The sequence below is a fragment of the Sinorhizobium saheli genome, assembly GCF_001651875.1.
In the GTDB taxonomy this organism is placed as follows: Bacteria; Pseudomonadota; Alphaproteobacteria; order Rhizobiales; family Rhizobiaceae; genus Sinorhizobium; species Sinorhizobium saheli.
The window spans coordinates 32,135-54,435 of record NZ_LNQB01000099.1 but is presented as its reverse complement, the minus strand read 5'-3'; the positions used below and the strand labels follow the sequence as shown (position 1 = coordinate 54,435).

22 protein-coding genes are annotated in these 22,301 nt (G+C 65.9%); 13 read left to right on the top strand and 9 right to left on the bottom strand.

From position 1 onward, the window contains the following. The first annotated feature begins 62 nt into the window (after nt 1–62). Nucleotides 63–653: a GNAT family N-acetyltransferase gene (locus ATB98_RS25380; RefSeq protein ID WP_066878766.1), complete on the top strand. Its 591-nt coding sequence runs from the start codon at nt 63–65 to the stop codon at nt 651–653. Nucleotides 654–792: 139 nt separating this feature from the next. Here the strand turns inward: ATB98_RS25380 and ATB98_RS25375 are convergent, their stop codons facing one another. After that, a complete protein-coding gene (locus ATB98_RS25375) occupies nt 793–1,434 on the bottom strand; it encodes a LysE family translocator (protein ID WP_066878764.1) in 642 nt (213 codons plus the stop codon). A 276-nt stretch (nt 1,435–1,710) separates the two neighbouring features. Here ATB98_RS25375 and ATB98_RS25370 point away from each other — a divergent pair, with 276 nt between their 5' ends. Continuing rightward, the gene (locus ATB98_RS25370; protein ID WP_066878762.1) at nt 1,711–2,157 is read left to right on the top strand and encodes a glyoxalase superfamily protein; all 447 of its coding nucleotides are present in this window, start codon (nt 1,711–1,713) and stop codon (nt 2,155–2,157) included. Nucleotides 2,158–2,401: 244 nt separating this feature from the next. On the opposite strand, the gene ATB98_RS25365 is transcribed toward ATB98_RS25370, so the two are convergent. From ATB98_RS25365 to ATB98_RS25355, 3 genes are all read right to left on the bottom strand, one after another. After that, nucleotides 2,402–3,391 carry a WD40 repeat domain-containing protein gene (locus ATB98_RS25365; RefSeq protein ID WP_066878760.1) on the bottom strand — a complete coding sequence of 330 codons (990 nt, stop codon included), beginning with the start codon at nt 3,389–3,391 and terminating at the stop codon, nt 2,402–2,404. Between the two features lie 55 nt (nt 3,392–3,446). Continuing rightward, nucleotides 3,447–4,544: a CobW family GTP-binding protein gene (locus ATB98_RS25360; RefSeq protein WP_066878758.1), complete on the bottom strand. Its 1,098-nt coding sequence runs from the start codon at nt 4,542–4,544 to the stop codon at nt 3,447–3,449. Nucleotides 4,545–4,653: 109 nt separating this feature from the next. Continuing rightward, nucleotides 4,654–5,445 (bottom strand): creatininase family protein, encoded by a 792-nt coding sequence (locus ATB98_RS25355; RefSeq protein ID WP_066878869.1) that lies wholly within the window; start codon nt 5,443–5,445, stop codon nt 4,654–4,656. 113 nt (nt 5,446–5,558) lie between these two features. Here ATB98_RS25355 and ATB98_RS25350 point away from each other — a divergent pair, with 113 nt between their 5' ends. From ATB98_RS25350 to ATB98_RS25340, 3 genes are all read left to right on the top strand, one after another. Beyond that, nucleotides 5,559–6,062 (top strand): MarR family winged helix-turn-helix transcriptional regulator, encoded by a 504-nt coding sequence (locus ATB98_RS25350; protein ID WP_066878756.1) that lies wholly within the window; start codon nt 5,559–5,561, stop codon nt 6,060–6,062. 100 nt (nt 6,063–6,162) lie between these two features. Then, nucleotides 6,163–7,185 carry a LacI family DNA-binding transcriptional regulator gene (locus ATB98_RS25345; RefSeq protein WP_066878754.1) on the top strand — a complete coding sequence of 341 codons (1,023 nt, stop codon included), beginning with the start codon at nt 6,163–6,165 and terminating at the stop codon, nt 7,183–7,185. Between the two features lie 67 nt (nt 7,186–7,252). Then, complete coding sequence (locus tag ATB98_RS25340) at nt 7,253–8,224, top strand: 2-hydroxyacid dehydrogenase (RefSeq protein ID WP_066878752.1); 972 nt, start codon at nt 7,253–7,255, stop codon at nt 8,222–8,224. Between the two features lie 10 nt (nt 8,225–8,234). Here ATB98_RS25340 and ATB98_RS25335 read toward each other — a convergent pair whose 3' ends face one another. Continuing rightward, complete coding sequence (locus tag ATB98_RS25335; RefSeq protein WP_066878751.1) at nt 8,235–8,990, bottom strand: gamma-glutamyl-gamma-aminobutyrate hydrolase family protein; 756 nt, start codon at nt 8,988–8,990, stop codon at nt 8,235–8,237. A 513-nt stretch (nt 8,991–9,503) separates the two neighbouring features. Between ATB98_RS25335 and ATB98_RS25330 the strand changes: the two genes are divergently transcribed. The 4 genes from ATB98_RS25330 (at nt 9,504) to ATB98_RS25315 (ending at nt 12,996) form a co-directional block, all read left to right on the top strand. Next, nucleotides 9,504–9,728 carry an aa3-type cytochrome c oxidase subunit IV gene (locus ATB98_RS25330; protein WP_066878749.1) on the top strand — a complete coding sequence of 75 codons (225 nt, stop codon included), beginning with the start codon at nt 9,504–9,506 and terminating at the stop codon, nt 9,726–9,728. Between the two features lie 298 nt (nt 9,729–10,026). Next, complete coding sequence (locus ATB98_RS25325) at nt 10,027–11,175, top strand: Re/Si-specific NAD(P)(+) transhydrogenase subunit alpha (protein ID WP_066878747.1); 1,149 nt, start codon at nt 10,027–10,029, stop codon at nt 11,173–11,175. Further along, nucleotides 11,176–11,586 carry an NAD(P) transhydrogenase subunit alpha gene (locus ATB98_RS25320; RefSeq protein ID WP_066878745.1) on the top strand — a complete coding sequence of 137 codons (411 nt, stop codon included), beginning with the start codon at nt 11,176–11,178 and terminating at the stop codon, nt 11,584–11,586. It begins immediately after the preceding gene. Between the two features lie 9 nt (nt 11,587–11,595). Continuing rightward, entirely contained in the window at nt 11,596–12,996 is a 1,401-nt protein-coding gene (locus tag ATB98_RS25315; RefSeq protein WP_066878743.1) for an NAD(P)(+) transhydrogenase (Re/Si-specific) subunit beta, read from the top strand. A gap of 171 nt (nt 12,997–13,167) precedes the next feature. On the opposite strand, the gene ATB98_RS25310 is transcribed toward ATB98_RS25315, so the two are convergent. The 4 genes from ATB98_RS25310 to rpsU all read right to left on the bottom strand — a co-directional run bounded on the left by ATB98_RS25310 (nt 13,168) and on the right by rpsU (nt 16,750). Next, a complete protein-coding gene (locus ATB98_RS25310; RefSeq protein WP_066878741.1) occupies nt 13,168–14,388 on the bottom strand; it encodes an adenylate/guanylate cyclase domain-containing protein in 1,221 nt (406 codons plus the stop codon). 266 nt (nt 14,389–14,654) lie between these two features. Further along, nucleotides 14,655–15,128: a DUF992 domain-containing protein gene (locus ATB98_RS25305; protein ID WP_066878739.1), complete on the bottom strand. Its 474-nt coding sequence runs from the start codon at nt 15,126–15,128 to the stop codon at nt 14,655–14,657. A 170-nt stretch (nt 15,129–15,298) separates the two neighbouring features. Continuing rightward, nucleotides 15,299–16,183 (bottom strand): tetratricopeptide repeat protein, encoded by an 885-nt coding sequence (locus ATB98_RS25300; protein ID WP_084435804.1) that lies wholly within the window; start codon nt 16,181–16,183, stop codon nt 15,299–15,301. 354 nt (nt 16,184–16,537) lie between these two features. Continuing rightward, on the bottom strand, nt 16,538–16,750 hold the full coding sequence (rpsU, locus tag ATB98_RS25295) for a 30S ribosomal protein S21 (protein ID WP_012709405.1): 213 nt from the start codon (nt 16,748–16,750) through the stop codon (nt 16,538–16,540). A 338-nt stretch (nt 16,751–17,088) separates the two neighbouring features. On the opposite strand from rpsU, the gene ATB98_RS25290 reads away from it, so the two are divergent. The 4 genes from ATB98_RS25290 to soxG all read left to right on the top strand — a co-directional run bounded on the left by ATB98_RS25290 (nt 17,089) and on the right by soxG (nt 22,289). Then, the gene (locus ATB98_RS25290) at nt 17,089–18,342 is read left to right on the top strand and encodes a sarcosine oxidase subunit beta family protein (protein WP_066878735.1); all 1,254 of its coding nucleotides are present in this window, start codon (nt 17,089–17,091) and stop codon (nt 18,340–18,342) included. 68 nt (nt 18,343–18,410) lie between these two features. Continuing rightward, a complete protein-coding gene (locus tag ATB98_RS25285; RefSeq protein ID WP_066878733.1) occupies nt 18,411–18,752 on the top strand; it encodes a sarcosine oxidase subunit delta in 342 nt (113 codons plus the stop codon). Beyond that, nucleotides 18,749–21,742: a sarcosine oxidase subunit alpha gene (locus ATB98_RS25280; RefSeq protein WP_066878731.1), complete on the top strand. Its 2,994-nt coding sequence runs from the start codon at nt 18,749–18,751 to the stop codon at nt 21,740–21,742. The genes ATB98_RS25285 and ATB98_RS25280 overlap by 4 nt, the downstream gene beginning before the upstream one ends. Further along, complete coding sequence (gene soxG / locus ATB98_RS25275; RefSeq protein WP_066878729.1) at nt 21,735–22,289, top strand: sarcosine oxidase subunit gamma family protein; 555 nt, start codon at nt 21,735–21,737, stop codon at nt 22,287–22,289. Before ATB98_RS25280 ends, soxG begins: the two co-directional genes overlap by 8 nt. Nucleotides 22,290–22,301: the final 12 nt, after the last annotated feature.

Below are 22,301 nucleotides of genomic sequence, written 5' to 3'. Positions count from 1 at the left end.
AGCGGCGATTTCACAATCATCTTTTGATCCGCCTGAAGCGGTTTTGATGACGGGAGGCCCCGATGGCCGCTGTTGTTGATACCCCGCGCGCGTCCTTCGCGCCGTCCACCTTTGTGATCGCTCCCGAAAACCCGGGCGACGTCGTCGCGCGCGAAAGCCTGCTCGACCGCGCCATGGGCCCGGGCCGCCGCAGGAAGTCGTCGGAGAAGCTGCGCCGCGGCCAGCTGCCGGCCGAGGGACTTGCCTTCGTCGCCCGCGACGTCGACGGCCATGTCATCGGCACGGTCCGCCTGTGGAACGTCGAAGCGGGCGTGAACCGCGAAGGCGGGGCCGTGCCGGCGCTGCTCCTCGGCCCGCTTGCCGTCGATCCGGCGCATGAGGGCAAGGGGATCGGCGGCATGCTGATGCGTGCGGCGATCGAGGAGGCCAGGAACCGCGGTCATGGCGCGATCCTGCTCGTCGGCGACGCGGCCTATTACGAGCGCTTCGGCTTCTTTGCGGCGCGGGCGCAGCATCTTGTCATGCCCGGCCCGTTCGAGCGCAACCGCTTCCTAGCGCTCGAGCTGAAAGAGGGCTGGCTCGTAGGGGCGGCCGGCATGCTGGTCGCCAGCGGCCGCAAGCTCGCGCTGCCGCCGGTCCGGCGCGCCGCCTGATCTTTCCGCCTCTCACCCTGCGGAGGCGGACAGCGAACGGCGCTCCTGCCCCCAAGCGGCGGCGGGAGCGCTGTAGCGTTTTGAGGAGGCAGTTTTCCGCGTCGGCCTTTGCCGCCCTCACACCCCGTCTGTCCGCGTGTCAGGTGGTGGCGCGGCGATAGAAGGCCAGCGAGCCGGCGAGCGCCAGCAGCGCCCCGCCGCAGACACGGTCGAGCCAGATGGCGCCGGAGCGTTTCAGGAAGCGAACGGCCTGGGAGCCGAGCAGCGCATAGCCGAACATCACCGCGAAATCGATCGAAGCGAAGACGAAAGCGAGCGTGGCATATTGCGGGGCCTGTGGCAGCGTCGGGTCGATGAACTGCGGCAGGAAGGCGGAAAAGAACAAATAGCCCTTCGGGTTGGTGACGGCGACGAGGAAGCTCTTCATGAAGACCGGGCCTGGGGTGCCGGCTCCGTGCGGCTCCTCCGACGATGCGGAACCCGAGATATCCAGCGTGCCATGGGAGCGGAGAAGCATGACGCCGAGGAAGGCGAGATAGGCGGCACCCAGCCACTTGACCACCGAGAACCAGAACTCGGAGGCCGCCAGCAGCGCACCGAGTCCGAGCGCGACGGCGCCGATCAGCACGAAATCCGAGAGCACCGCGCCGATCATGCCGTAGCAGGCGCGACGGACCCCATGGCGCGAGCCGTTCGTCAGCGCCAAGAGCACGGTCGGGCCGGGGGTGGCGATGCCGACGAAGGCGACGGCGGCGAATGCAAGGATGGTCATTTCGGTCATGGGAATCTCCTCTCGCTTCACGCAGTCGTTCCACATCTTCGAAAGCGCTGCAACGAGGAATTGAGCAGTTGCGACGCTGCAGTGTGCCGGCGTCACCGCATTTGACAGCATGCACCGCTTCGCCTAGGAGGCGGCGGGCGAGGGCCCCAGCCGTCCGCGAGCGTCAGCTTTGGTGAAGTCCCTCTGTTTCGACTCGGTCACGCCGCGAGGCATGCGAACCGATGGCAATGCGGGCACCCATCCGACGAAATGCATGCCGCAGCAGGAGACCCTGTCATGACGCATGAACCACGACCTCTACCCTCGCGCGACGCACTGAAGGACCAGGCAAAACGCCTTCGCTCCCGGCTTGCGTCGGAAGGCGAGGCGATCAGCCATTCCAAGTCATTGGAGCTCGTCGCTTGCCAATATGGCTACCGCGACTGGAACACGCTCCACGCCGCCCTCGGCAACCGTCCGCCCTTCAATCCATGGATGCTCGGGGCGCGGGTGAAGGGGCATTATCTCGGTCAGCCTTTCGAAGCGGAGATCCTTTCCGCGCAGGCGCTGAGTGCGCAGCCGGGGCGTTACCGGCTGACGTTCAAATTCGACGAGCCGGTCGACGTGGTCACCTTCGAAAGCTTCTCGGCCTTCCGCCAGAGGGTGACGGCAACCATCGACGAGACCGGACGCACGGTCGAGAGGACGTCGAACGGCCGGCCGCATCTGGAGCTTGACTGGTGAGGTTTGGACAGTTTCTGATCGCCCCTCATCCGCCTGCCGGCACCTTCTCCCCGCAAGCGGGGCGAAGGGACTCGCGGCGGCGCTCCGAGCGTTTCGGGCCGGATCGGTGGAAGCAGCGACTGAAATAGGATCGTCCGAAAATTCTCAGGTAGCCCGGATACTCACGCAGTCGCGGAGCACGTCCCCTCGCCCCGCTTGCGGGGAGAGGGTTAGGGTGAGGGGCTATCGCATTCGCAAATGCGGACTACCCCGCAATATCCACCACGCCGCAGTCGCCGGCGGCGGAGCCGAAGGCGAGCTGGCGGCCGGTCTTGTTCCAGGCCATCGCGGTGATCGCGCCCTTGCCGGGGCGGCGCAGAAGCACTTCCTTGCTGTCGGCGAAGCGGGCGGCGAGGATCATGCCGTCTTCGTAGCCGATCGCGACGATGTCCTCGGCCGGATGGCAGGCGACGGCCGTCACCATGGTGTTGCCGCGGGTGCCGAGTTCGAGCGGCGCCTTGCCCATCGGTCCGTCCTTGCCCTGGAAGGGCCAGACGATCGCTGCCGGCGCGCCGGAGGAGGCGAGCCACTTGCCCTTGGCGGACCAGGAGAGCGACTTCACCTTGGCGGGGTAGCCGGTCATGCGCATGTGCCGGGTCTCGGCGCCGGGCTTCGTGTCGAGCTTCCAGCCATGGAGCGCATTCTCCTGCATGGCGGTGACGACGAAGCGGCCGTCGGGCGAGAAGGTGACGCCCGTATGGGCCCCCTTCCAGTCGAGGTCGACCGGCTGCCCGGCCATTCCGACCCAGTGCAGCGACACGCCGTTGTAGCGCGCGACGGCGATGCGGAGCCCCTTCGGTGCGAAGGCGATGCCCTCGACCGTGCGCTCCTCCGGGAATTCCCTGGTCGTGCCGTCGGCGAGGCGGACGAACGTCGTCTTGCCGTAGGCATAGGCGACCGCACCCTGCGGTCCGGCGGCGACCTCGGCGATCCACTTGCGCGCCGTTTCGGCGACGGGACGTGCGGTGCCGTCGGCGGAAATGCGCATCACCTTGCCGTCCTCGCCGCCGGTGAGCAGCGTTTCGCTCGCCTCGTCGCAGGCGAGCGAAAGCAGGCCGTCATGGGCTTCGGTCACCTTGTGGCCTTGGTCGAGGCGGTGGATCGTGCCGGCGGCCCCGGCGAAGAAGGGAACGTCCTTGAGGAAGGCCACGCCGACGACATGGCCTTCGAGATCGAGCGGAGCAACGGTCGGCATCAGTCGGTCAGGCTCTCTTGTTGCGGTATGGTCCCATCGGAGATGGCCTTGCGGATCATGCCTGCGCCTCGCAGGCCTTGAAGGTTCGCTCGAGCTTCTCCCGATCGAGATCGCGGCCGATGAAGACGAGACGGGTTTCGCGTTTTTCGCCGTCCTTCCACGGGCGCTGATGGTCGCCCTCGATGATCATGTGCACGCCCTGGACCACGTAGCGCTCGGCATCGCCGGCAAAGGCGATGATGCCCTTGAGGCGCAGAATGTTCGGACCGTCCGTCTGGGTGATCTTCTGGATCCAGGGGAAGAAGCGGTCCGGATTCATCTCGCCGCCGCGCAGCGAGATCGACTGCACCGTCACGTCGTGGATCGGCGAGGGGCCATGATCGTGATGGTGATGACCGTGATGATGGTCATGGTCGTGGTGGTGATGATCATGATCATGATGGTGGTGGTCGTGATCGCAATCCGGGCCGCAGACGTGGTCGTCGTGCTCGTCATGATCGAGGAAGTGCGGGTCGTTTTCCAGCGCCTTCTCGAGGTTGAAGGCACCCTGGTCGAGCACCTTGGTGAGGTCGATCTCCGAGCGCTGCGTCCGGTAAATGCGGGCGGACGGATTGATGACGCGGACCGTCGCCTCGATGCGCTCGAGTTCTTCGGGCGTCACGAGATCGGTCTTGTTGAGCAGCACGACGTCGGCGAAGGCGATCTGGTCTTCAGCCTCGCGGCTGTCCTTCAACCGCAGCGGCAGGTGCTTGGCGTCGACCAGCGCCACGACGGCATCGAGCTCGGTCCTGGCGCGCACGTCGTCGTCCATGAAGAAGGTCTGCGCGACCGGCACCGGATCGGCAAGGCCGGTGGTCTCGACGATGATCGCGTCGAAGCGGCCCGGGCGGCGCATCAGGCCCTCGACGACACGGATCAGGTCGCCGCGCACCGTGCAGCAGACGCAGCCGTTGTTCATCTCGTAGATTTCCTCGTCGGACTCGACGATCAGGTCGTTGTCGATGCCGATCTCGCCGAACTCGTTGACGATCACCGCATATTTGCGGCCGTGGTTCTCGCTGAGGATACGGTTGAGCAGCGTCGTCTTGCCGGCGCCGAGATAGCCCGTGAGCACGGTGACGGGGATCGGCTTCTGCGTGGTCGTTTCGGTCATGGGAGCCTCGAGGATTGGCGATGCGCCGCGGGCATCTTGCGTTGGCGTCTGATATAGGAGATCGAGCGGCGATGCGCAAATGCGGGGAGCGCGATTTCGCTTGAAGCGCTCACGCAAGCTCGCCGGCGTCGAAGGCGTTCACGTCCTCGAGCAATTCGACGATGCCGTTCACCGCATGGGCGATCAGCGCCTCGCCGCGCGCGGCGGTTGCGGCAGCGGCATTGCCGGCAACGCCTTCGGGGTTCAAGTCCGACATCTTCCAGCCGAAGGCGTGCGGGCCATAGGCACGCAAATGCTTGAAGCGGCGCGCGAACTCGCTCTGGCGGGAGGGGAAGCGGCGGGCTTTGGCCATGTCCACCTTTTCCGGGCGGAGCGCCAGCATCACGGATGTCTCGATGTCGCCGCCATGGATGTCGAGCGCCTTGTCCTCGGCGCCGATCCAGCCCTCCGGCTGGCCGAAACGCGTCCAGCTCGTCGCCACCGCAAGCATGTTGAAGCGCAGGCGCGCCTCCGTCGCGACGATGGTCATCAGCGGCGAGTTGCCGCCATGGGCATTCAGCATCACCAGTTTGCGGATGCCGAGCCCGGCGAGCTTTTCGGCGATGCCGAGCCAGCGCGCGATCGCCTCGTCATAGCGAAGCGTGCGGGTGCCCGGCACGTTCATGTGCTCGACAGAATAGCCGACCGGTTCGGCCGGCAGGAAGGTCACGGGCAGGCTCTCGGGCAAGGCGGCGATGACGCGCTCGACGATGCCCTCGACGATCAGCCGGTCGGTTTCGAAGGGGAGATGCGGTCCGTGCTGCTCGTGCGCACCGAGCGGCAGCACAGCGATCCAATCCCGCCGCTCGAAGGAGGCGAGAGCGGCGGAATTGTCCTCCCAGCGCCGTTTCGGCAGCGACATTTCCATTCGGCCCTCCGCATCGATTGTCGTAAAATCGTTATTTGAGTCATACAGTTCGTAATCTCAAGCCGTATTGCTATAAAGGCAATGTACGGGATTCGGCCGGAGGTCCAATGGGCAAGAAGAACAAAGCCGAAAAGAAGGGCAAGAACGGCAAGAGGAAGGACGAGGTCGTCGCCGACGTGCAGGATCACGACCTCGCCTCGGTCCTCGTCCAGGCGGCGCGTTCGATGCGCACGGTGCTCTCCCGCAACCTCGTCGAAAGCGGCCTTTATGCCGGCCAGGACGGCGTCATGCTGGCGCTCGCGGAGGCAGACGGCATGACGGCCGGAGCGCTGGCGGCGAAGCTCGGCGTCAAGGCGCCGACGATGACGCGCACCATCGGCCGGATGGAGGCCCAGGGCTTTCTCGAACGCCGCCCGGACAAGGATGACGCGCGGCTGACCAAGGTCTACCTGACCGGCCCCGGCCGCGATCGGCTGCAGACCATCGCCGAGGCCGGCCACCATTCCGAGAAGCTCGCCACACGCGGCCTGACCGACAAGCAGGTCCGCACGCTGCTCAAACTCCTGCGTGTGGTCGACAGCAACCTGCAGGCGGCCAGGACCGCGGATTGACGGGCCGCGGCACGCACTTCCCGATTGCAGCGACGATTTAAACAGTTTAAAGAGGGTTTAAAATCGGGCTGAAGGACATCGACGGGATCCGGGGGAGCAGGTGGCGCAAAAGGTCAAGCTTTCGACAATCGCAGAAACACTCGGCCTTTCGACGGCGACTGTATCCCTGGCATTGCGCGACAGCCCGCTGGTGGCGACGGTGACCCGCGACAAGATCAAGGAGCAGGCGCGCGCGCTCGGCTACATCTACAACCGCCGCGCCGCGAGCCTCAGGACGTCGCGCTCCGGCATCATCGGCGTCGTCGTGCACGACATCATGAACCCGTTCTACGGCGAAATCCTCAAGGCGATCGAGGCGGAGCTCGATCGCGACAAGCAGACCTTCATTCTCTCCAACCATTACGATTCCGTCGAGAAGCAGCGCGACTTCATCGAGACGCTGCTGCAGCTCGGCGGCGACGGCGTCATAATGTCGCCGGCAATCGGCACGCCGCCGGAGGATATCCAGCTTGCCGAAGACAACGGCATGCCGGCGATCCTGATCGCGCGCTCGATCGAAGGGCTCGACGTGCCGATCTTCCGCGGCGACGATGCCTACGGCATTGCGCTTGCGACCAATCACCTGATCGGCCTCGGCCACCGCTGTATCGCCATGGTCGGCGGCACCGACCAGACCTCGACCGGGCGCGACCGCTACCAGGGCTATGTCAACGCGCTGCGCAAGGCCAATATCGAGGTCGATCCGGACCTGCGCATTCCGGGGCCGCGCTCGAAGCAGGGCGGTTTCGAAGCGGCGGTGCACCTCCTGTCGCTGCCGCAGAAGCCGACCGCCGTCGTCTGCTGGAACGACCTCGTGGCGATCGGCATGATGAACGGCATCGCCCGCGCCGGGCTCGTCCCCGGCGTCGATATCTCGGTGACCGGCTACGACGATCTCGAGGAGGCGTCGATCGCCACGCCCGCCTTGACGACGGTCTGGAACGGCCAGGCCGAGGTCGGACGCAGCGCCGCGCGCGCGCTCCTCGACAAGCTCTCCGGAAGCCACGAGCCGGACGGCATCCACCTGATCAAGCCCGAGATGCGTATTCGCCAGTCGACCGGCCCGCTTCGCGTCGCCGCTTGATCGTTCCTCCTCGGCTGGGCAGGATGGGGTGATTCCATCCCAAGCATGCTTCAGAAAAGGCAGATCGATGAGCGGTCCCAGAATTCTCGTGCCCGGCAAGATCAACCCGCGCGTGCTCGAGCGCCTGCCGGAAATGTTCGACACGGTTCGCATCGATGCGGCCGACGCGGCGCTGGTGACGCCGGATATGGCGGATGTCGCCGGCATCGCCGTTTCGGGCCGCCTGCCGACGGAACTCATGGACGCGTTTCCGAAGCTGGAGATCATCGCCAATTTCGGCGTCGGCTACGACGGTGTCGACGTCGCTCGCGCCGCGGCGCGTGGCATCGTCGTCACCAACACGCCGGACGTCTTGACGGAGGAGGTCGCCGACACGGCGATCGGCCTGCTCCTCAACACGCTGCGCCAGCTGCCGCAGGCGGAGCAATGGCTCAGGCAAGGGCGCTGGGCGCGCGACGGCGCCTTCCCGCTCTCGCCCCTGTCGCTCCGGGGGCGAAGGGTCGGGCTTTTCGGTCTGGGCAGGATCGGGCTGGCGATCGCAAGGCGGCTCGAGGCCTTCGGCGTTTCGATTGCCTATCACACGCGGACCCGGCGCGAGGACGCCCCCTTCGCCTACCATCCGACCCTTGCCGGTCTCGCCGCGGCCGTCGACACGCTGGTCGTCATCGTGCCGGGAACGGCGAGCACGCTGAAGGCCGTCAACGCTGAGGTTCTCGCCGCGCTCGGGCCGGACGGCGTGGTGATCAATGTGGGTCGCGGTTCGACGGTGGACGAGGCCGCGCTGATCGCGGCGCTTCAGGACGGCACGATCGCCGGCGCCGGCCTCGATGTGTTCGAGCAGGAGCCGCATGTGCCCGAAGCGCTGCTCGCCCTTCCGAACGTGTCGCTGCTGCCGCACGTCGCCTCCGCGTCCGTCGTCACCCGCAACGCCATGGCGGACCTCGTGGTCGACAATCTGAAGGCCTGGTTTTCGACCGGCGAGCCCCTGACGCCGGTCGTCGAGACGCCGTTCCGGCGCAGGAACCCGGTGGGCGGGTGAGGGAAGGCGCCTACCGGTTCTTGCTCTCCCGGTAGGCGCGCACGGCATCGCCGAAGGCGCGGAACAGGGCGGCCGACGGGGCATCGGTCCTGACCCAGTATTCCGGATGCCATTGCACGCCGACGGCGAAGGCCCTGGCGCCGATCACCGATACGGCCTCGATCGTCCCGTCGTCTGCGATGGCCTCGACCGCAAGGCGCGGCGCGGTGGCGGCAATCGCCTGCCGGTGCAGCGAATTGACACGGACCCGGCCGGCGCCGAGAACCGGGGCGAGGCAGCTTCCCTCCTTCACCGTCACGTCCTGGCGGATGCCATAGGCGACGTCGAGTTCGGGCACGTCCGGCTTGCGATGGTCCCAGACGCCCGGCTGCTCCTGAATTTCGGTCGCGAGCGTGCCGCCGAGCGCGACGTTGAGCTCCTGGATGCCGCGGCAGATCGCCAGCAGCGGGACGCCGCGGTCGAGCGCGCGGCGGATGAGCGGCAGGCTGGTCGCATCGCGGCCCGGATCGAAGGGGCCGTCCGCTTCGGTCGCTTCCCGGCCGTAAAGCGACGGATGGACGTTGGAGCGCGCACCGCTCGCAAGCACCCCGTCGACCCGGTCGAGGACCTCGTCGACGTCGTTGCCGCTTTCGAGCGCGGGAACGAGAAAGGTCATGACGCCGGCACCTTCGACGGCGGCGCGGACATATTGATGGGCGGCAACGTGCCAGACATTGCCGTCGAATTCGCGAAAATCGCAAGGGATGGCAACGACAGGTTTCGACATCGTGGACTCCGGTTATTGATCGGAAAAGCCTTGGCGCCAGATGCGGTTTAAAGTCAACTGCGGAAAGTGTGAGCCTGCGCGCTGAGCTTCTGGCGCCTGATCCAGGGCTTCGTCTTCGCGGCCCCGATGCCTGCGTCCGCGCTGGAAGCCCTCTGAAGCGCGCTGTGCCGACGCATGGCCCGGAAGTCCCGGGCGAGCGCATCGCCTGAGCCTTCGGCGATCACCTACCAGAGCGGATGCGCTCGACGGCCGCAAAGTCGACACGCGGCAACGATCGGTGAACCCGACCGCTCCATGGGAGCCCTGTCCGGATGCCACGGTGGAACGTGGAAAGGATGATCGACACAGACTTTCGGATGGGCCCGGGCGAGGCGGGCGGGTTTTCGTTGCGAAGGCCGCACGCATTGTGTATGCGGAGCTAACGGAGCGGTCGCGCTTGCCGCGAATGGCTCATGGGTGGATCAGGGCGGAGCCGCCGATCGGCGGTGCCGCGGCATTGTGGAGAAATGAACGATGGCAGAGCATCATTCGGGACCGGTCGAGACGGGTGCCCCGATGGACTATTCCGAGCACGAGAAGACCTACAACTTCTTCCTCAATGCAACGAAGTACGGCACGCTGTTTTGCGTGGCGCTGCTGATCGCCATGGCCGCCGGCTTCTTCACGACCATGGGCTTCTTCAGCGCGCTCATCGTTTTCATCCTTGTCAACGTCGCCGGTTACTTCGTTCTTCGCTAACCGGCTCTCCTGACCTGTCCGGCCTGGCCCCTGTCGCGGCCGCCGGGTCGGTCGGGCCTTGCCTCACCGCGTGAGGAGTGTTTGTTTCGACGGCGGGCGTGCCGCCGTCGAGGAAGAGTGCCTGTCGCTGCAGCGCCATGCACTTCTCGGGTTGCATGCAGCAGTTGATGTGCATGGGTTTTTCTTTCGACGAAGGGCCATGCAGGAGGGGAGGTCCGGCGCATAGCCCGCCTCGGCAAGCGAACACGATGCCCGCAGCCCGGCCCCCGGCCCGGTCGCGGATCAGGAGGGGGGACTTTTGAGCGAGATCGTCTTTATCGCCAGGGAAACGGATGCGGACGAGGGTCGCGTTGCCGGCTCCGTCGAAAGCGTCAAGAAGCTGAAGTCGCTGGGTTTCGACGTCGTCGTCGAAGCCGGCGCCGGGCTCAGGTCGCGCATTCTCGACGCGGATTACGAGAAGGCGGGCGCCCGGATCGGCACGGCGGCCGATGCCAAGGGCGCCGACGTCGTCCTCAAGGTGCGCCGCCCGACGGGCGAAGAGATCGCCGGCTACAAGTCCGGCGCGGTCGTCATCGCGATCATGGATCCCTACGGCAATGACGAGGCAATCGCCGCCATGGCGGCGGCGGGGCTGACCGCTTTCGCCATGGAACTGATGCCGCGCATCACCCGGGCGCAATCGATGGACGTGCTGTCGAGCCAGGCGAACCTCGCCGGCTACCAGGCGGTGATCGACGCGGCCTACGAATACGACCGGGCGCTGCCGATGATGATGACGGCGGCCGGCACCGTGCCGGCAGCCAAGGTCTTCGTCATGGGCGCCGGCGTCGCCGGCCTGCAGGCGATCGCCACCGCGCGCCGCCTCGGTGCCGTCGTCTCGGCGACCGACGTGCGCCCCGCCGCCAAGGAGCAGGTCGCCTCGCTCGGCGCCAAGTTCATCGCCGTCGAGGACGAGGAGTTCAAGGCGGCCGAGACAGCCGGGGGCTACGCCAAGGAAATGTCGAAGGACTACCAGGCCAAGCAGGCGGCGCTCGTCGCCGAGCATATCGCCAAGCAGGACATCGTCATCACCACGGCGCTGATCCCCGGCCGGCCGGCGCCGCGCCTCGTCACCCGCGCGATGCTCGATTCGATGAAACCGGGCTCGGTCGTCGTCGATCTCGCCGTCGAGCGCGGCGGCAATGTCGAGGGCGCGGAGGCGGGCAAGGTCACGGAGGTCGGCGGCATCAAGGTCATCGGCCATCTGAACGTGCCGGGCCGCATCGCCGCCTCGGCCTCGCTGCTCTATGCCAAGAACCTCGTCACCTTCCTGGAGACGATGGTCTCGAAGGAGACGAAGGCACTCGCGCTCAACATGGAGGATGAACTCGTCAAGGCGACGGCGCTGACCCACGGCGGCACGATCGTGCATCCGGCCTTCGGCGGCGCGAAGGAGGGGGACAAGTAAATGGCGAACGAACTTCTGGACAAGGCACTGGCCGACCTCGATCGGGCGGTGGAGGCGGTCAGGACCGCTGCCGAATATGTCCCGGATGCGGCCGGTGCGGTCGCGCACGGCGCGACCGGCGGTGCGATCGATCCCTTCGTCTTCCGGCTGGCGATCTTCGTGCTGGCGATCTTCGTCGGCTACTATGTCGTCTGGTCGGTGACGCCGGCCCTGCACACGCCGCTGATGGCGGTGACCAACGCGATCTCCTCGGTGATCGTCGTCGGGGCGCTGCTGGCGGTCGGAATCTCCGCTTCGGGGCTCGCCACCGGCTTCGGCTTCGTCGCCCTGGTGCTTGCCTCGGTCAACATCTTCGGCGGCTTCCTGGTGACCCAGCGCATGCTCGCCATGTACAAGAAAAAAGACAAGTGAGGCGGGCCGATGAACGCTAACTTCGCAGCCTTCCTCTATCTCGTCTCGGGCGTCCTGTTCATCATGGCGCTCCGCGGTCTTTCGCATCCGACCACCAGCCGCAAGGGCAATGCCTACGGCATGACAGGGATGGGCATCGCGATCGTCACGACGCTGTTCCTGGCACAGCCGTCGATCGGCGGGTTCCTGCTGATCGTCGTCGGCCTCGCCGTCGGCGGCGGCGCCGGCGCCTATATCGCCAAGCGCATCCCGATGACGGCGATGCCGCAGCTCGTCGCCGGCTTCCATTCGCTGGTCGGTCTCGCCGCGGTGCTGGTCGCCGCCGGCGCGCTCTACGCGCCGTCCGCCTTCGGTATCGGCGAAGTGGGCTCGATCCATGCCCAGGCGCTCGTCGAAATGGCGCTCGGCGTCGCGATCGGCGCGATCACCTTCACCGGCTCGATCATCGCCTTCCTGAAGCTCGACGGCCGCATGTCCGGCAAGCCGATCCTCCTGCCCTATCGCCACCTCATCAATCTGACGCTCGGCGCGCTCGTCGTCTTCTTCATCGTCGGCCTGGCGCTGACGGAGAGCCACTTCAATTTCTGGGCGATCGTCCTCCTGTCGCTGGCGCTCGGGGTGCTGATCATCGTGCCGATCGGCGGCGCCGACATGCCGGTCGTCGTGTCGATGCTGAACTCCTATTCCGGCTGGGCGGCGGCCGGCATCGGCTTCACCCTCGGCAATCTGGCGCTGATCATCACCGGGGCGCTGGTCGGCTCGTCCGGTGCGATCCTCTCCTACATCATGTGCAAGGGCATGAACCGCTCGTTCATCTCGGTCATCCTCGGCGGCTTCGGCGGCGAGACCGCGGTTGCCGGCAGCGACGACGGCGTGCAGAAGACCGTCAAGCAGGGCTCGGCCGACGATGCCGCCTTCCTGATGCAGAACGCCTCGAAGGTGATCATCGTGCCGGGCTACGGCATGGCGGTGGCGCAGGCGCAGCACGCGCTCCGCGAGCTCGCCGACAAGCTCAAGGAGGCCGGCGTCGAGGTCAAATACGCCATTCATCCGGTCGCCGGCCGCATGCCCGGGCACATGAACGTGCTGCTCGCAGAAGCGAACGTGCCCTATGACGAGGTGTTCGAGCTCGAGGACATCAACTCGGAATTCGCCCAGGCCGACGTCGCCTATGTCATCGGCGCCAACGACGTCACCAACCCGGCGGCCCGCGACGACAAGTCGTCGCCGATCTACGGCATGCCGATCCTCGACGTCGACAAGGCGAAGACCTGCCTCTTCGTCAAGCGCTCGCTCGGCTCCGGCTATGCCGGCATCGACAACACGCTGTTCTACAAGGACGGCACGATGATGCTGCTCGGCGACGCCAAGAAGGTCACCGAAGAGATCGTCAAGGCGATCAACCACTGAGCGGACGGCGCTTTGCGCATGCCCCTCATCCGGCCTGCCGGCCACCTTCTCCCCGCAGGCGGGGCGAAGGGGACTCGCGGCCGCCGCTGAAGTTCCTCTTCCCGCTTGCGGGGAGGGGGTTAGGGTGGGGGGCTGCAGCGCTCGGAGACGTGCCCAGAGCACCAATAAGCCTCAACCGCCCGCAATCTCCGGATCCCAGGTAAAAAGCTCCTTCGCCCTGGCGACGCCGCGAAGCGCGAAGCGTCCGAGCGAAACGGCATTGGCGCGATGCGCGGCCGGGGCGGCTTCGACGAATTCCGAAGACATGATGACGTGCCGTTCCACCGAGCGGCACATCGAGACGATGCGGCTCACTTCGTTGACGGCGGGGCCGACCACGGTGAAATCGAGCCGGGTCTGACTGCCGATGTTTCCATAGAAGACCTCGCCGATGTGCAGCCCGAGATAGACATCGGTGGTCGGCTTTCCTTCTTCGAGCCGCCGCTCGTTCAGGTCGGCGAGCATGACGCGCAGCTGCCGTTCGGCGGCGATCGCCGCGTTGCAGGCATCGGCCGGCTTGCGGCCGTTGAAGATGGCGAGGACCCCGTCGCCGATCAGCTTCAGCACGCTGCCTCCATGGTCCTCGATCGCGGCAATCACCGTGCCGGAATAGTCGTTGAGGAAGGGAATGACCTCCTCTGGCTCGACACTCTCGGCGATGCGCGTGTAGTTGCGCAGATCCGAGAACCACATGACCGCCTCTATGCGTTCGGCCGCTCCCCGTTCGATGCTGCCTTCGACCACACGGCGGCCGGCGTCCTGGCCGAGATAGACATCTGCTAGCGTGCCGATGATGCGGACGCAGGAGGCCGCCTTCACGGCGAGCGCAAGCGTCGGCACAAGCGTTCGCAGCGCATCGAGGTCTTCGCCGTCGAAGCCTCCGCGCCTCTTCGTCGTCCAGTAGGAGTAGAAGCAATCCATCTGTCCGACGCGGCCGCGGTCGGTGAAATGATAGATCAGGCCGCAGCAGTCGGTGTGCCCTTCGGATTTCAGCTTGTCGAGCATGGTGAAGGGAATATGCGGCTCGTCTGCAAGACGGATGCGGCGCTCGGTTTCGTTATCCTGGAGCATGTGGAAGAAGACGGAGCGCCGCCAGTTTTCCTGCGCCTCGCCGCCGCTCGTCGAGCCGTAATGCACGACGTCCGGCACGTCGTCGCTTTCGGTGTTCCACTGAAAGGCGCGGCCCTCGAACTCCGGATGGAGGGTGTCGATGAGCCCGAGGGCGCGGTCGATATGAAGGCCGGCGGCGTGGCACCGGTCACAGAAGCCCGCGAGAAGGTCCTGCTCCTTGAGGCCGCGAATTCCCTCGTCCGACATCCAGAGAACGATGTCGCGGATTGCCTGGTCCTTCATCCCATATCCCGTCGGCTGTCGCGCCGGTTCAACACTGCATGTCTCCTCAGTCGAAATCTACCTCGATCTGAGGACGAAGACATGCAGCAATTTCAAGTTTTACAGCGACCTGCGCGCCGGAAAGGGCCGCGCGGTCCGTAGCGACCAACGGCAAGAGTGGCGCGCCTTGCCGCGGCGCGCAAGTCGCTGCAATACGAGGAACAAGCGGACTGCCGGTGAGGGGACCCGAGCGAGACCCCCGGCGGGGTCTCCACAATTCTATCCGGTCAACCGGCCGGCGCCAGAACCAGGTGATCTATGCCGAGGGCGACGTTCAGGCCTTCCTGGACCTGGACGTTGATCGGCTGCAGCATGAAGGCCCTGTTGGTGCCGCCAGCGATGACTTTCGCTCCGCCGCCGACGGCGAAGCTGGCGTCAGCACCGACACCGGCATATTCGCCGGCCAGCGCATGCTCGGTGAACGGCGTGCCGGTTTTCGCCAGTACATCCCAGATCATCACGGTCTTGCCGGTCGATCCTATATCTATGCCGATCTTGGTGATCCTGCCGGCATAGACGGCTCCGGGCGAGCCATCGGCCGGCTTGAAGGTGCACATCAGGTTCTTGGTGGAAGTGACGATAAGCCCCGTGCCGCCTTCGGAGCCGCAGGTGAGGCGGCCGAGCGCCACGTAGTCTTGGGCGGACGCGGTGCCGGACAGGGCCGCCGGCGTGACGGCCGCGATGAGGCTTCGCTTGATCATGGCTCATTCTCCGTTGTTTAGGCCATCGGTCAAACGGACGGGAGCAAGGTTGGTTCCGCGAATGGGGTGTCGCCCGAAAGTAGCGAGGCGCGGCGCCGCACTGATCTCGGAAATGAAAACGCCCGCGAGGTGGTCGCGGGCGTCCATAAAATCGAAGCGGGGAAGGGACGTCAGGACATTGCCTTGACGCGGGCAAGCCCCGCGCGCGCCGGCTCGTATTTCGGGTCGAGCGACAGCGCATGCGAATAGGATTTCGAGGCCTTGGCCTTCTCGCCGCGACGCTCGTAGATCAGTGCCTGGTTTGCCCAGGACTCGGCCAGCTTGCCGTTGAGGTTGATCGCGGTGTTGAAATCGGCGAAGGCGTTGTCGTCGTCGCCCTGTGCGACATAGGAGATGCCGCGGCCGTTATAGGGTTCGGGCGAACGCGGCGACAGCGAAATGGCCTTCGAGAAATCCTCGATCGCCTGCCCATGCTGATTGCGCGCCTGGTAGATCAGGCCGCGATTGTGGTAGGCACGGGGATCGGTGGTGTCGAACTCGATCGCCTTGTTGAAATCGTTGAAGGCGGCATCGAGCTGCCCGCCCTGGCGATAGAGGTTACCGCGGCCGATATAGGCGACGTCATAGCTCGGATTGACTTGCAGCGCCGCATTGTAGTCGGAGAGCGCGGCCTGCTGGTTGCCCATGTTGCGCTGGACGAGCGCCCGGTTGGCATAGGCCTGGTAGAAGCGCGGGTTGAGCCGGATCGCCTCGTCGAAATCCGCAAGCGCGCGGCGGAACTCGCCGGCGCGGCCATAGGCGGAGCCACGGACATTGTAGCCTTCCGGATCGCTCGGATTGGAGGCGATGACGCTCGACAGCGAGGCGATGTTCTCCTCCGAGCCCTGGGCCCGTTCGACGCGAAACATCGATTCGGAGGAGTTGTCGGTCTGGCAGCCGGCGAGAAGCAAGGCAGAGCCGAGCATGAGAAAGGCGGCAAGCTTCGGCTTGCGCTGGTGGCGGCGGTTCGCCTCGTTCATGGCGGAGACGTCCGCAGTCATGGCAGCAAGTGTCAAAGTCGATCCCTCAATGCGACAAGGTCCCGAAAGCCAGTGGCTTTCCATTTACGGAGACCAGCGAAGGTGCGGGGCTCCGGCCGGGGGCATCAGTGCCTCCATGTGATCCGACCGGTGAGTCCCCTCCGGGCGGTTGACCGTCGAGCTGATACAGTCAGCCTCCTGCATGAACCTTAAATCGGAACCGAATTAAGGCAGAACCATGCAGCACTTCAAAATGCCACAGCCACGTTTGCTCCTTGATGGGGATCCGACGCTACTGGAGCGCCGCCGGGCAGGGCATCCAAAGGAAAAAAGCGGCGGCGATCCCTCGCCCCCGCCTTTCATATTGCAAAGCGTCGAAAAAACGACCGATCAGCGGGCCAGGAGGCCTTCACGCTGTGCGCGCTTGCGGGCCAGCTTGCGGACGCGGCGGACGGCTTCGGCCTTTTCGCGCGCACGCTTCTGGGACGGCTTTTCGTAGAAGTCACGCATCTTCATTTCGCGGAAAATGCCTTCGCGCTGCATCTTCTTCTTGAGAGCGCGGAGCGCCTGGTCGACATTGTTATCGCGGACAAGTACCTGCACGTGAATCCCGTTCCTTTGTTTCGAGTGGCTCGCCTCACCATCAGGTCTGGTAGGCAACAAAATTACGTTCGCTGAGCCGAGAGCTCTGCGATTAGATGAGCGGATACCAGATCGTGCCGCCGAAGTCCAGCGCCGAGAGCGCCCGAAGGGTCAAAAAAGCGCCGGAAAGGGCCCGCAAAGGACGCTTGGCGCGGCCTCGTAGGCGATGAAGCGTCGCCGATGTCGCAAGTCCGCGCAAGTCCGCCGGATCGCGTCGCAAAAGAAACGTTGCGCCGCCCTGAGATTTGCGATTTCTAACCTCGACTGAACGTTTTCCCGGTTCATGGAGTAGCAGGCGGATGCGCAAATATTCTGTTTTTGCCGTGGCGCGCGAAGCGTTGCGCGGCCACAAGGGTTGGGGGCCGCACTGGGCCTCGCCGGAGCCGCGCAAGCAATACGATGTGATCATCATCGGCGGCGGCGGCCATGGCCTCGGCGCCGCCTATTACCTCGCCAAGGAACACGGCATCACCAATGTCGCCGTGCTCGAAAAGGGATGGATCGGCGGCGGCAATACCGGCCGGAACACCACGATCATCCGGTCCAACTATCTCTATGAAGAGAGCATGGACATCTACGAGCATTCGCTGAAGCTCTGGGAAAACCTGTCGCAGGACCTGAACTACAACGTCATGTATTCGCCGCGCGGCGTGATGATGCTGTCGCACAACATCCATGACCAGCAGTCGTTCAAGCGGCACATCAACGCCAACCGGCTCTACGGCATCGACAACGAGTGGCTGACGCCGGAACAGGCGAAGGCCTATTGTCCGCCGCTCGACATCGCCAAGACCGCCCGCTACCCGGTCAACGGCGCCGCACTCCAGCGCCGCGGCGGCACGGCGCGCCACGACGCCGTCGCCTGGGGCTATGCGCGCGCCGCCTCCGATCGCGGCGTCCATATCATCCAGAACTGCGAAGTGACCGGCATCCGCCGCGACGAGACCGGCCGCGTCACCGGCGTCGACACCAATCGCGGCTTCATCGGGGCGAAGAAGATCGGCATTTCCGCCGCCGGTCACACGTCCACGCTGATGCAGATGGTCGACGTGCGCGTGCCGCTGCAGAGCCAGCCGCTGCAGGCGCTCGTCTCCGAGCCGTTGAAGCCGATCTTCCCCTGCGTGGTGATGTCGAATTCGGTGCACGCCTATATTTCGCAGTCCGACAAGGGCGAATTCGTCATCGGCGCCGGTACCGACCAGTACAATTCCTATTCGCAGACCGGCGGCCTGCAGATCATCACCCATACGCTCGACGCGATCTGCGAGCTCTTCCCGATGTTCCGCCGCGTCAAGATGATGCGGCAATGGGGCGGCATCGTCGACGTGACGCAGGACCGCTCGCCGATCCAGGGCGTGACGCCGGTGCCGGGGCTCTACCTCAACGCCGGCTGGGGAACGGGCGGCTTCAAGGCGACGCCGGGCTCGGCCAACCTCTTTGCCCATCTCATCGCGCGCGGGGAACCGCATCGGCTTGCCGCGGGGCTGACGCTCGAGCGCTTCCGCACGGGGCGGCTCATCGACGAGGCGGCCGCCGCCGCCGTTGCGCACTAGAGTTGAAGGATAGAGCGGCCCTTGCGCTTTCATGAAAGACGCGGCGCTCTGATGCGAGGACATTCCAGATGCTTCTGATTTACTGCCCCTATTGCGAGGAAGAGCGCTCCGAGCTCGAATTCCGCAACGGCGGCGATGCCCATATCGCCCGTCCCACCAACATGGCCGAGATCAGCGATGAAGAATTCGAAGCCTATTTCTTCCTGCGCGACAACCCGAAGGGCGTGATCTTCGAGCGGTGGCGGCACGTCCACGGCTGCGGACGGTTCTTCAATGCCGCTCGCGACACGATCAGCGACCGGTTCCTGACGACCTACAAGGCCGGCGAGCCGAAGCCCGATCTCAACGAAAAACCGAAGACGGGCGCCGAGGTCGAAACCTACGAGGCCCTTGAAGGAGCAGCACAATGAGCGGGGTCAATCGCATTTCGGGTGCCGGACGCCTGACGCCCGCGCGCAGTGCCCGCTTCACCTTCGACGGCCGGACGCTGACGGCGCTCGAGGGCGACACGGTGGCCTCGGCGCTGATCGCCAACGACATCCATCTCGTCGGACGTTCGTTCAAGTACCACCGCCCGCGCGGCATTCTTTCGGCGGGTGCCGAAGAGCCGAACGCGCTCCTCGACGTCGCTCGCGACGCGGCCCGCCGGCAGCCGAACGTGCGTGCCACGGTGCAGGAGGTCTTCGACGGAATGAAAGTCTCGTCGCAGAACCGCTGGCCGTCGCTCGCCTTCGACATCGGCGGCTTCAACGATCTGCTCTCGCCCTTCTTCGCGGCCGGCTTCTACTACAAGACCTTCATGTGGCCGAAGGCCGCCTGGCACAAGCTCTACGAGCCCTTCATCCGCCGCGCCGCCGGTCTCGGCGTCGCGCCGACGGAGGCCGATCCGGATCACTATTCGAGCCGCTACGTCCATTGCGACGTGCTGGTGGTCGGCGCCGGCATCGCCGGTCTTGCCGCCGCGCTTGCGGCGGCGAAGGCCGGCGCAAAGGTGATCCTCTGCGACGAGCAGCCGGGCGTCGGCGGTGCGCTGCATTACGACAGCGGCACCGTCATCGACGGCAAGCCGGGTTACGACTGGGCGCAGGCGACCGGCAAGGCGCTTGCCGCCATGGACAACGTGACGCTGCTCACCCGCACGACCGCCTTCGGTTACTACAACCACAATTTCGTCGGCCTCGTCGAGCGCGTAACCGACCACCTTGCTTCACCGGAGAAGTCGCTCCCGCGCGAGCGGCTCTGGCAGGTGCGCGCGAAGAAGGTCATCCTCGCCAATGGCGCGATCGAGCGCCACATGGTCTTCGCCAACAACGACCGGCCCGGCATCATGCTGGCATCGGCCGGGCGCACCTACCTCAACCACTTCGGCGTCGCCGTCGGCAAGCGGGTCGGCGTCTATACGGCGCATGATTCCGCCTACGAGGCCGCCTTCGATCTCAAGAAGGCCGGCGTCACGGTGGCGGCGATCGTCGATTGCCGCGAGAAGCCGGGCGAGGCGGTGCTGGCGAAGGCGCGCGAGCTCGGCATCGAGGTCCTTGCCGGTCACTCGGTCGTCAACACGACCGGCAAGCTCCGCATCGCCTCGATCAACGTCGCCCGCAATGGCGGCGGCGCCTCTCGCAAGATCGCCGTCGATGCGCTGCTGGTCTCGGCCGGCTGGACGCCGTCGGTGCACCTCTTCTCGCAGTCGCGCGGCAAGGTGAAGTTCGACGCCTCGACCGAGCGGTTCCTGCCCGGCACCTACGCGCAGGAGTGCCTCTCCGTCGGCGCCTGCAACGGCACGGACGACCTGCAGGCGACGATCGACGAGGCGCTTGCCGCCGGCGAGCTGGCGGCCCGCGCGGCGGGGGCGGAAGGCGGCGCGCAGGTGACGCTCACCGGCCGCAACGCCTTCGAATGGACGGGCGGCATGCACGGGGCGGCCGAAGGCGCGGGGGCGGACACGACCGTCAAGGCCTTCATCGACTTCCAGCACGACGTCTGCGCCAAGGACATCCGCCTTGCCGTGCGCGAGGGCATGCACTCGATCGAGCACATCAAGCGCTTCACCACCAACGGCATGGCTTCCGACCAGGGCAAGCTTTCCAACATGCACGGTCTCGCGATCGCGGCGGAAGCGCTCGGCAAGGAAATACCGGCCGTGGGGCTCACGACCTTCCGCCAGCCCTACACGCCGGTGACCTTCGGCACGATCGTCAGCCACTCGCGCGGGTCGCTTTTCGATCCGGCGCGCAAGACGCCGATGCATGCCTGGGAGGAGGCGCATGGCGCCGAGTTCGAGGATGTCGGAAACTGGAAGCGCGCCTGGTTCTATCCGCAGGCGGGCGAGGACATGCATGAGGCGGTCGCCCGCGAATGCAAGACCGTTCGTGACGTGGCCGGCGTCTTCGACGCGTCGACGCTCGGCAAGATCGAGGTGGTCGGCCCGGACGCGGCGAAGTTCCTGAACCTCATGTACACCAATGCCTGGGACAACCTGAAGCCCGGCCGCTGCCGCTACGGCATCATGCTGCGCGAAGACGGCTTCATCTATGACGACGGCGTCGTCGGCCGGATGGCCGAGGACCGGTTCCATGTGACGACGACGACGGGCGGCGCGCCGCGCGTCCTGCAGCACATGGAGGACTACCTCCAGACGGAGTTCCCGCATCTCAAGGTCTGGCTCACCTCGACCACCGAGCAGTGGGCCGTCATCGCCGTGCAGGGGCCGAAGGCGCGGGAGATCATCGCGCCGCTCGTCGAAGGCATCGACCTCTCCAACGGGGCCTTCCCGCATATGAGCGTCGCCGAAGGGAAGATCTGCGGCGTGCCGACCCGGCTCTTCCGCATGTCCTTCACCGGCGAGCTCGGCTTCGAGGTCAACGTGCCGGCCGATTACGGCCAGGCCGTATGGGAAGCGATCTGGGCGCGGGCCGAGCCGATGGGCGCCTGCGCCTATGGCACCGAGACGATGCACGTGTTGCGCGCCGAGAAGGGCTACATCATCGTCGGCCAGGACACGGACGGCACCGTCACGCCGCACGATGCCGGCCTCTCCTGGGCGGTCTCGAAGAAGAAGCCGGACTTCGTCGGCATTCGCGGCCTGACGCGGCCCGACCTCGTCAAGGAGGGCCGCAAACAGCTCGTCGGCCTCCTCACCAAGGATCCGAAGGTGGTGCTTGAGGAGGGCGCGCAGATCGTCGCGGACCCGAACGAACCCAAACCCATGACCATGCTCGGCCACGTGACCTCGTCCTACTGGTCGTCGAACTGCGGCCGCTCGATCGCCTTGGCGCTCGTCGCCGGCGGCCAGGCGCGCCTTGGGCAGACGCTCTACGTGCCGATGGCCGACCGGACGATCGCCGTCGAGGTGAGCGACATGGTGTTCTTTGACAAGGAAGGAGGTCGCCTCCATGGCTGACCAGGCAATTGCTACCCGAAACGTCCCGCTCGCCGGCCGCCGTGGCGGCTCGCCGGCCGCGATCCTCACGCCGGCCGATCCCGCCTCGCGGATCGCGCTGCGCGCCGGAGCGGAGGCGGTCTCCGCTCTCTCGGCCGCGCTCGGCGTGACCTTGCCCGTCCGGCCGAAGACTTCGGCCTCCACCGGCAGGCGCCACGCGCTGTGGCTCGGGCCGGACGAGTGGCTGGTGATCGACGAGGACAATGCCGACCTGATGGCGGCGGCCGCGTCGAGCGGCGTCGTGCATTCGGCCGTCGACGTCTCACACCGCAACACGGCGGTGATCGTCAGCGGACCGGGCGCCGAAGTCGCGATTAACAGCGGCTGCCCGCAGGACCTGTCGCTGGCGATCTTCCCGGTCGGCGCCTGCTCGCGCACGATCTTCGGCAAGGCGGAAATCGTCCTCTTCCGCACCGCCGAGGATACGTTCCGCGTCGAATGCTGGCGGTCCTTCTCGCCCTTCGTCTTCGGCCTGCTGTCCGAAGGTGCGGAAGACGCGGCATACTGAAAAACTGTGCCA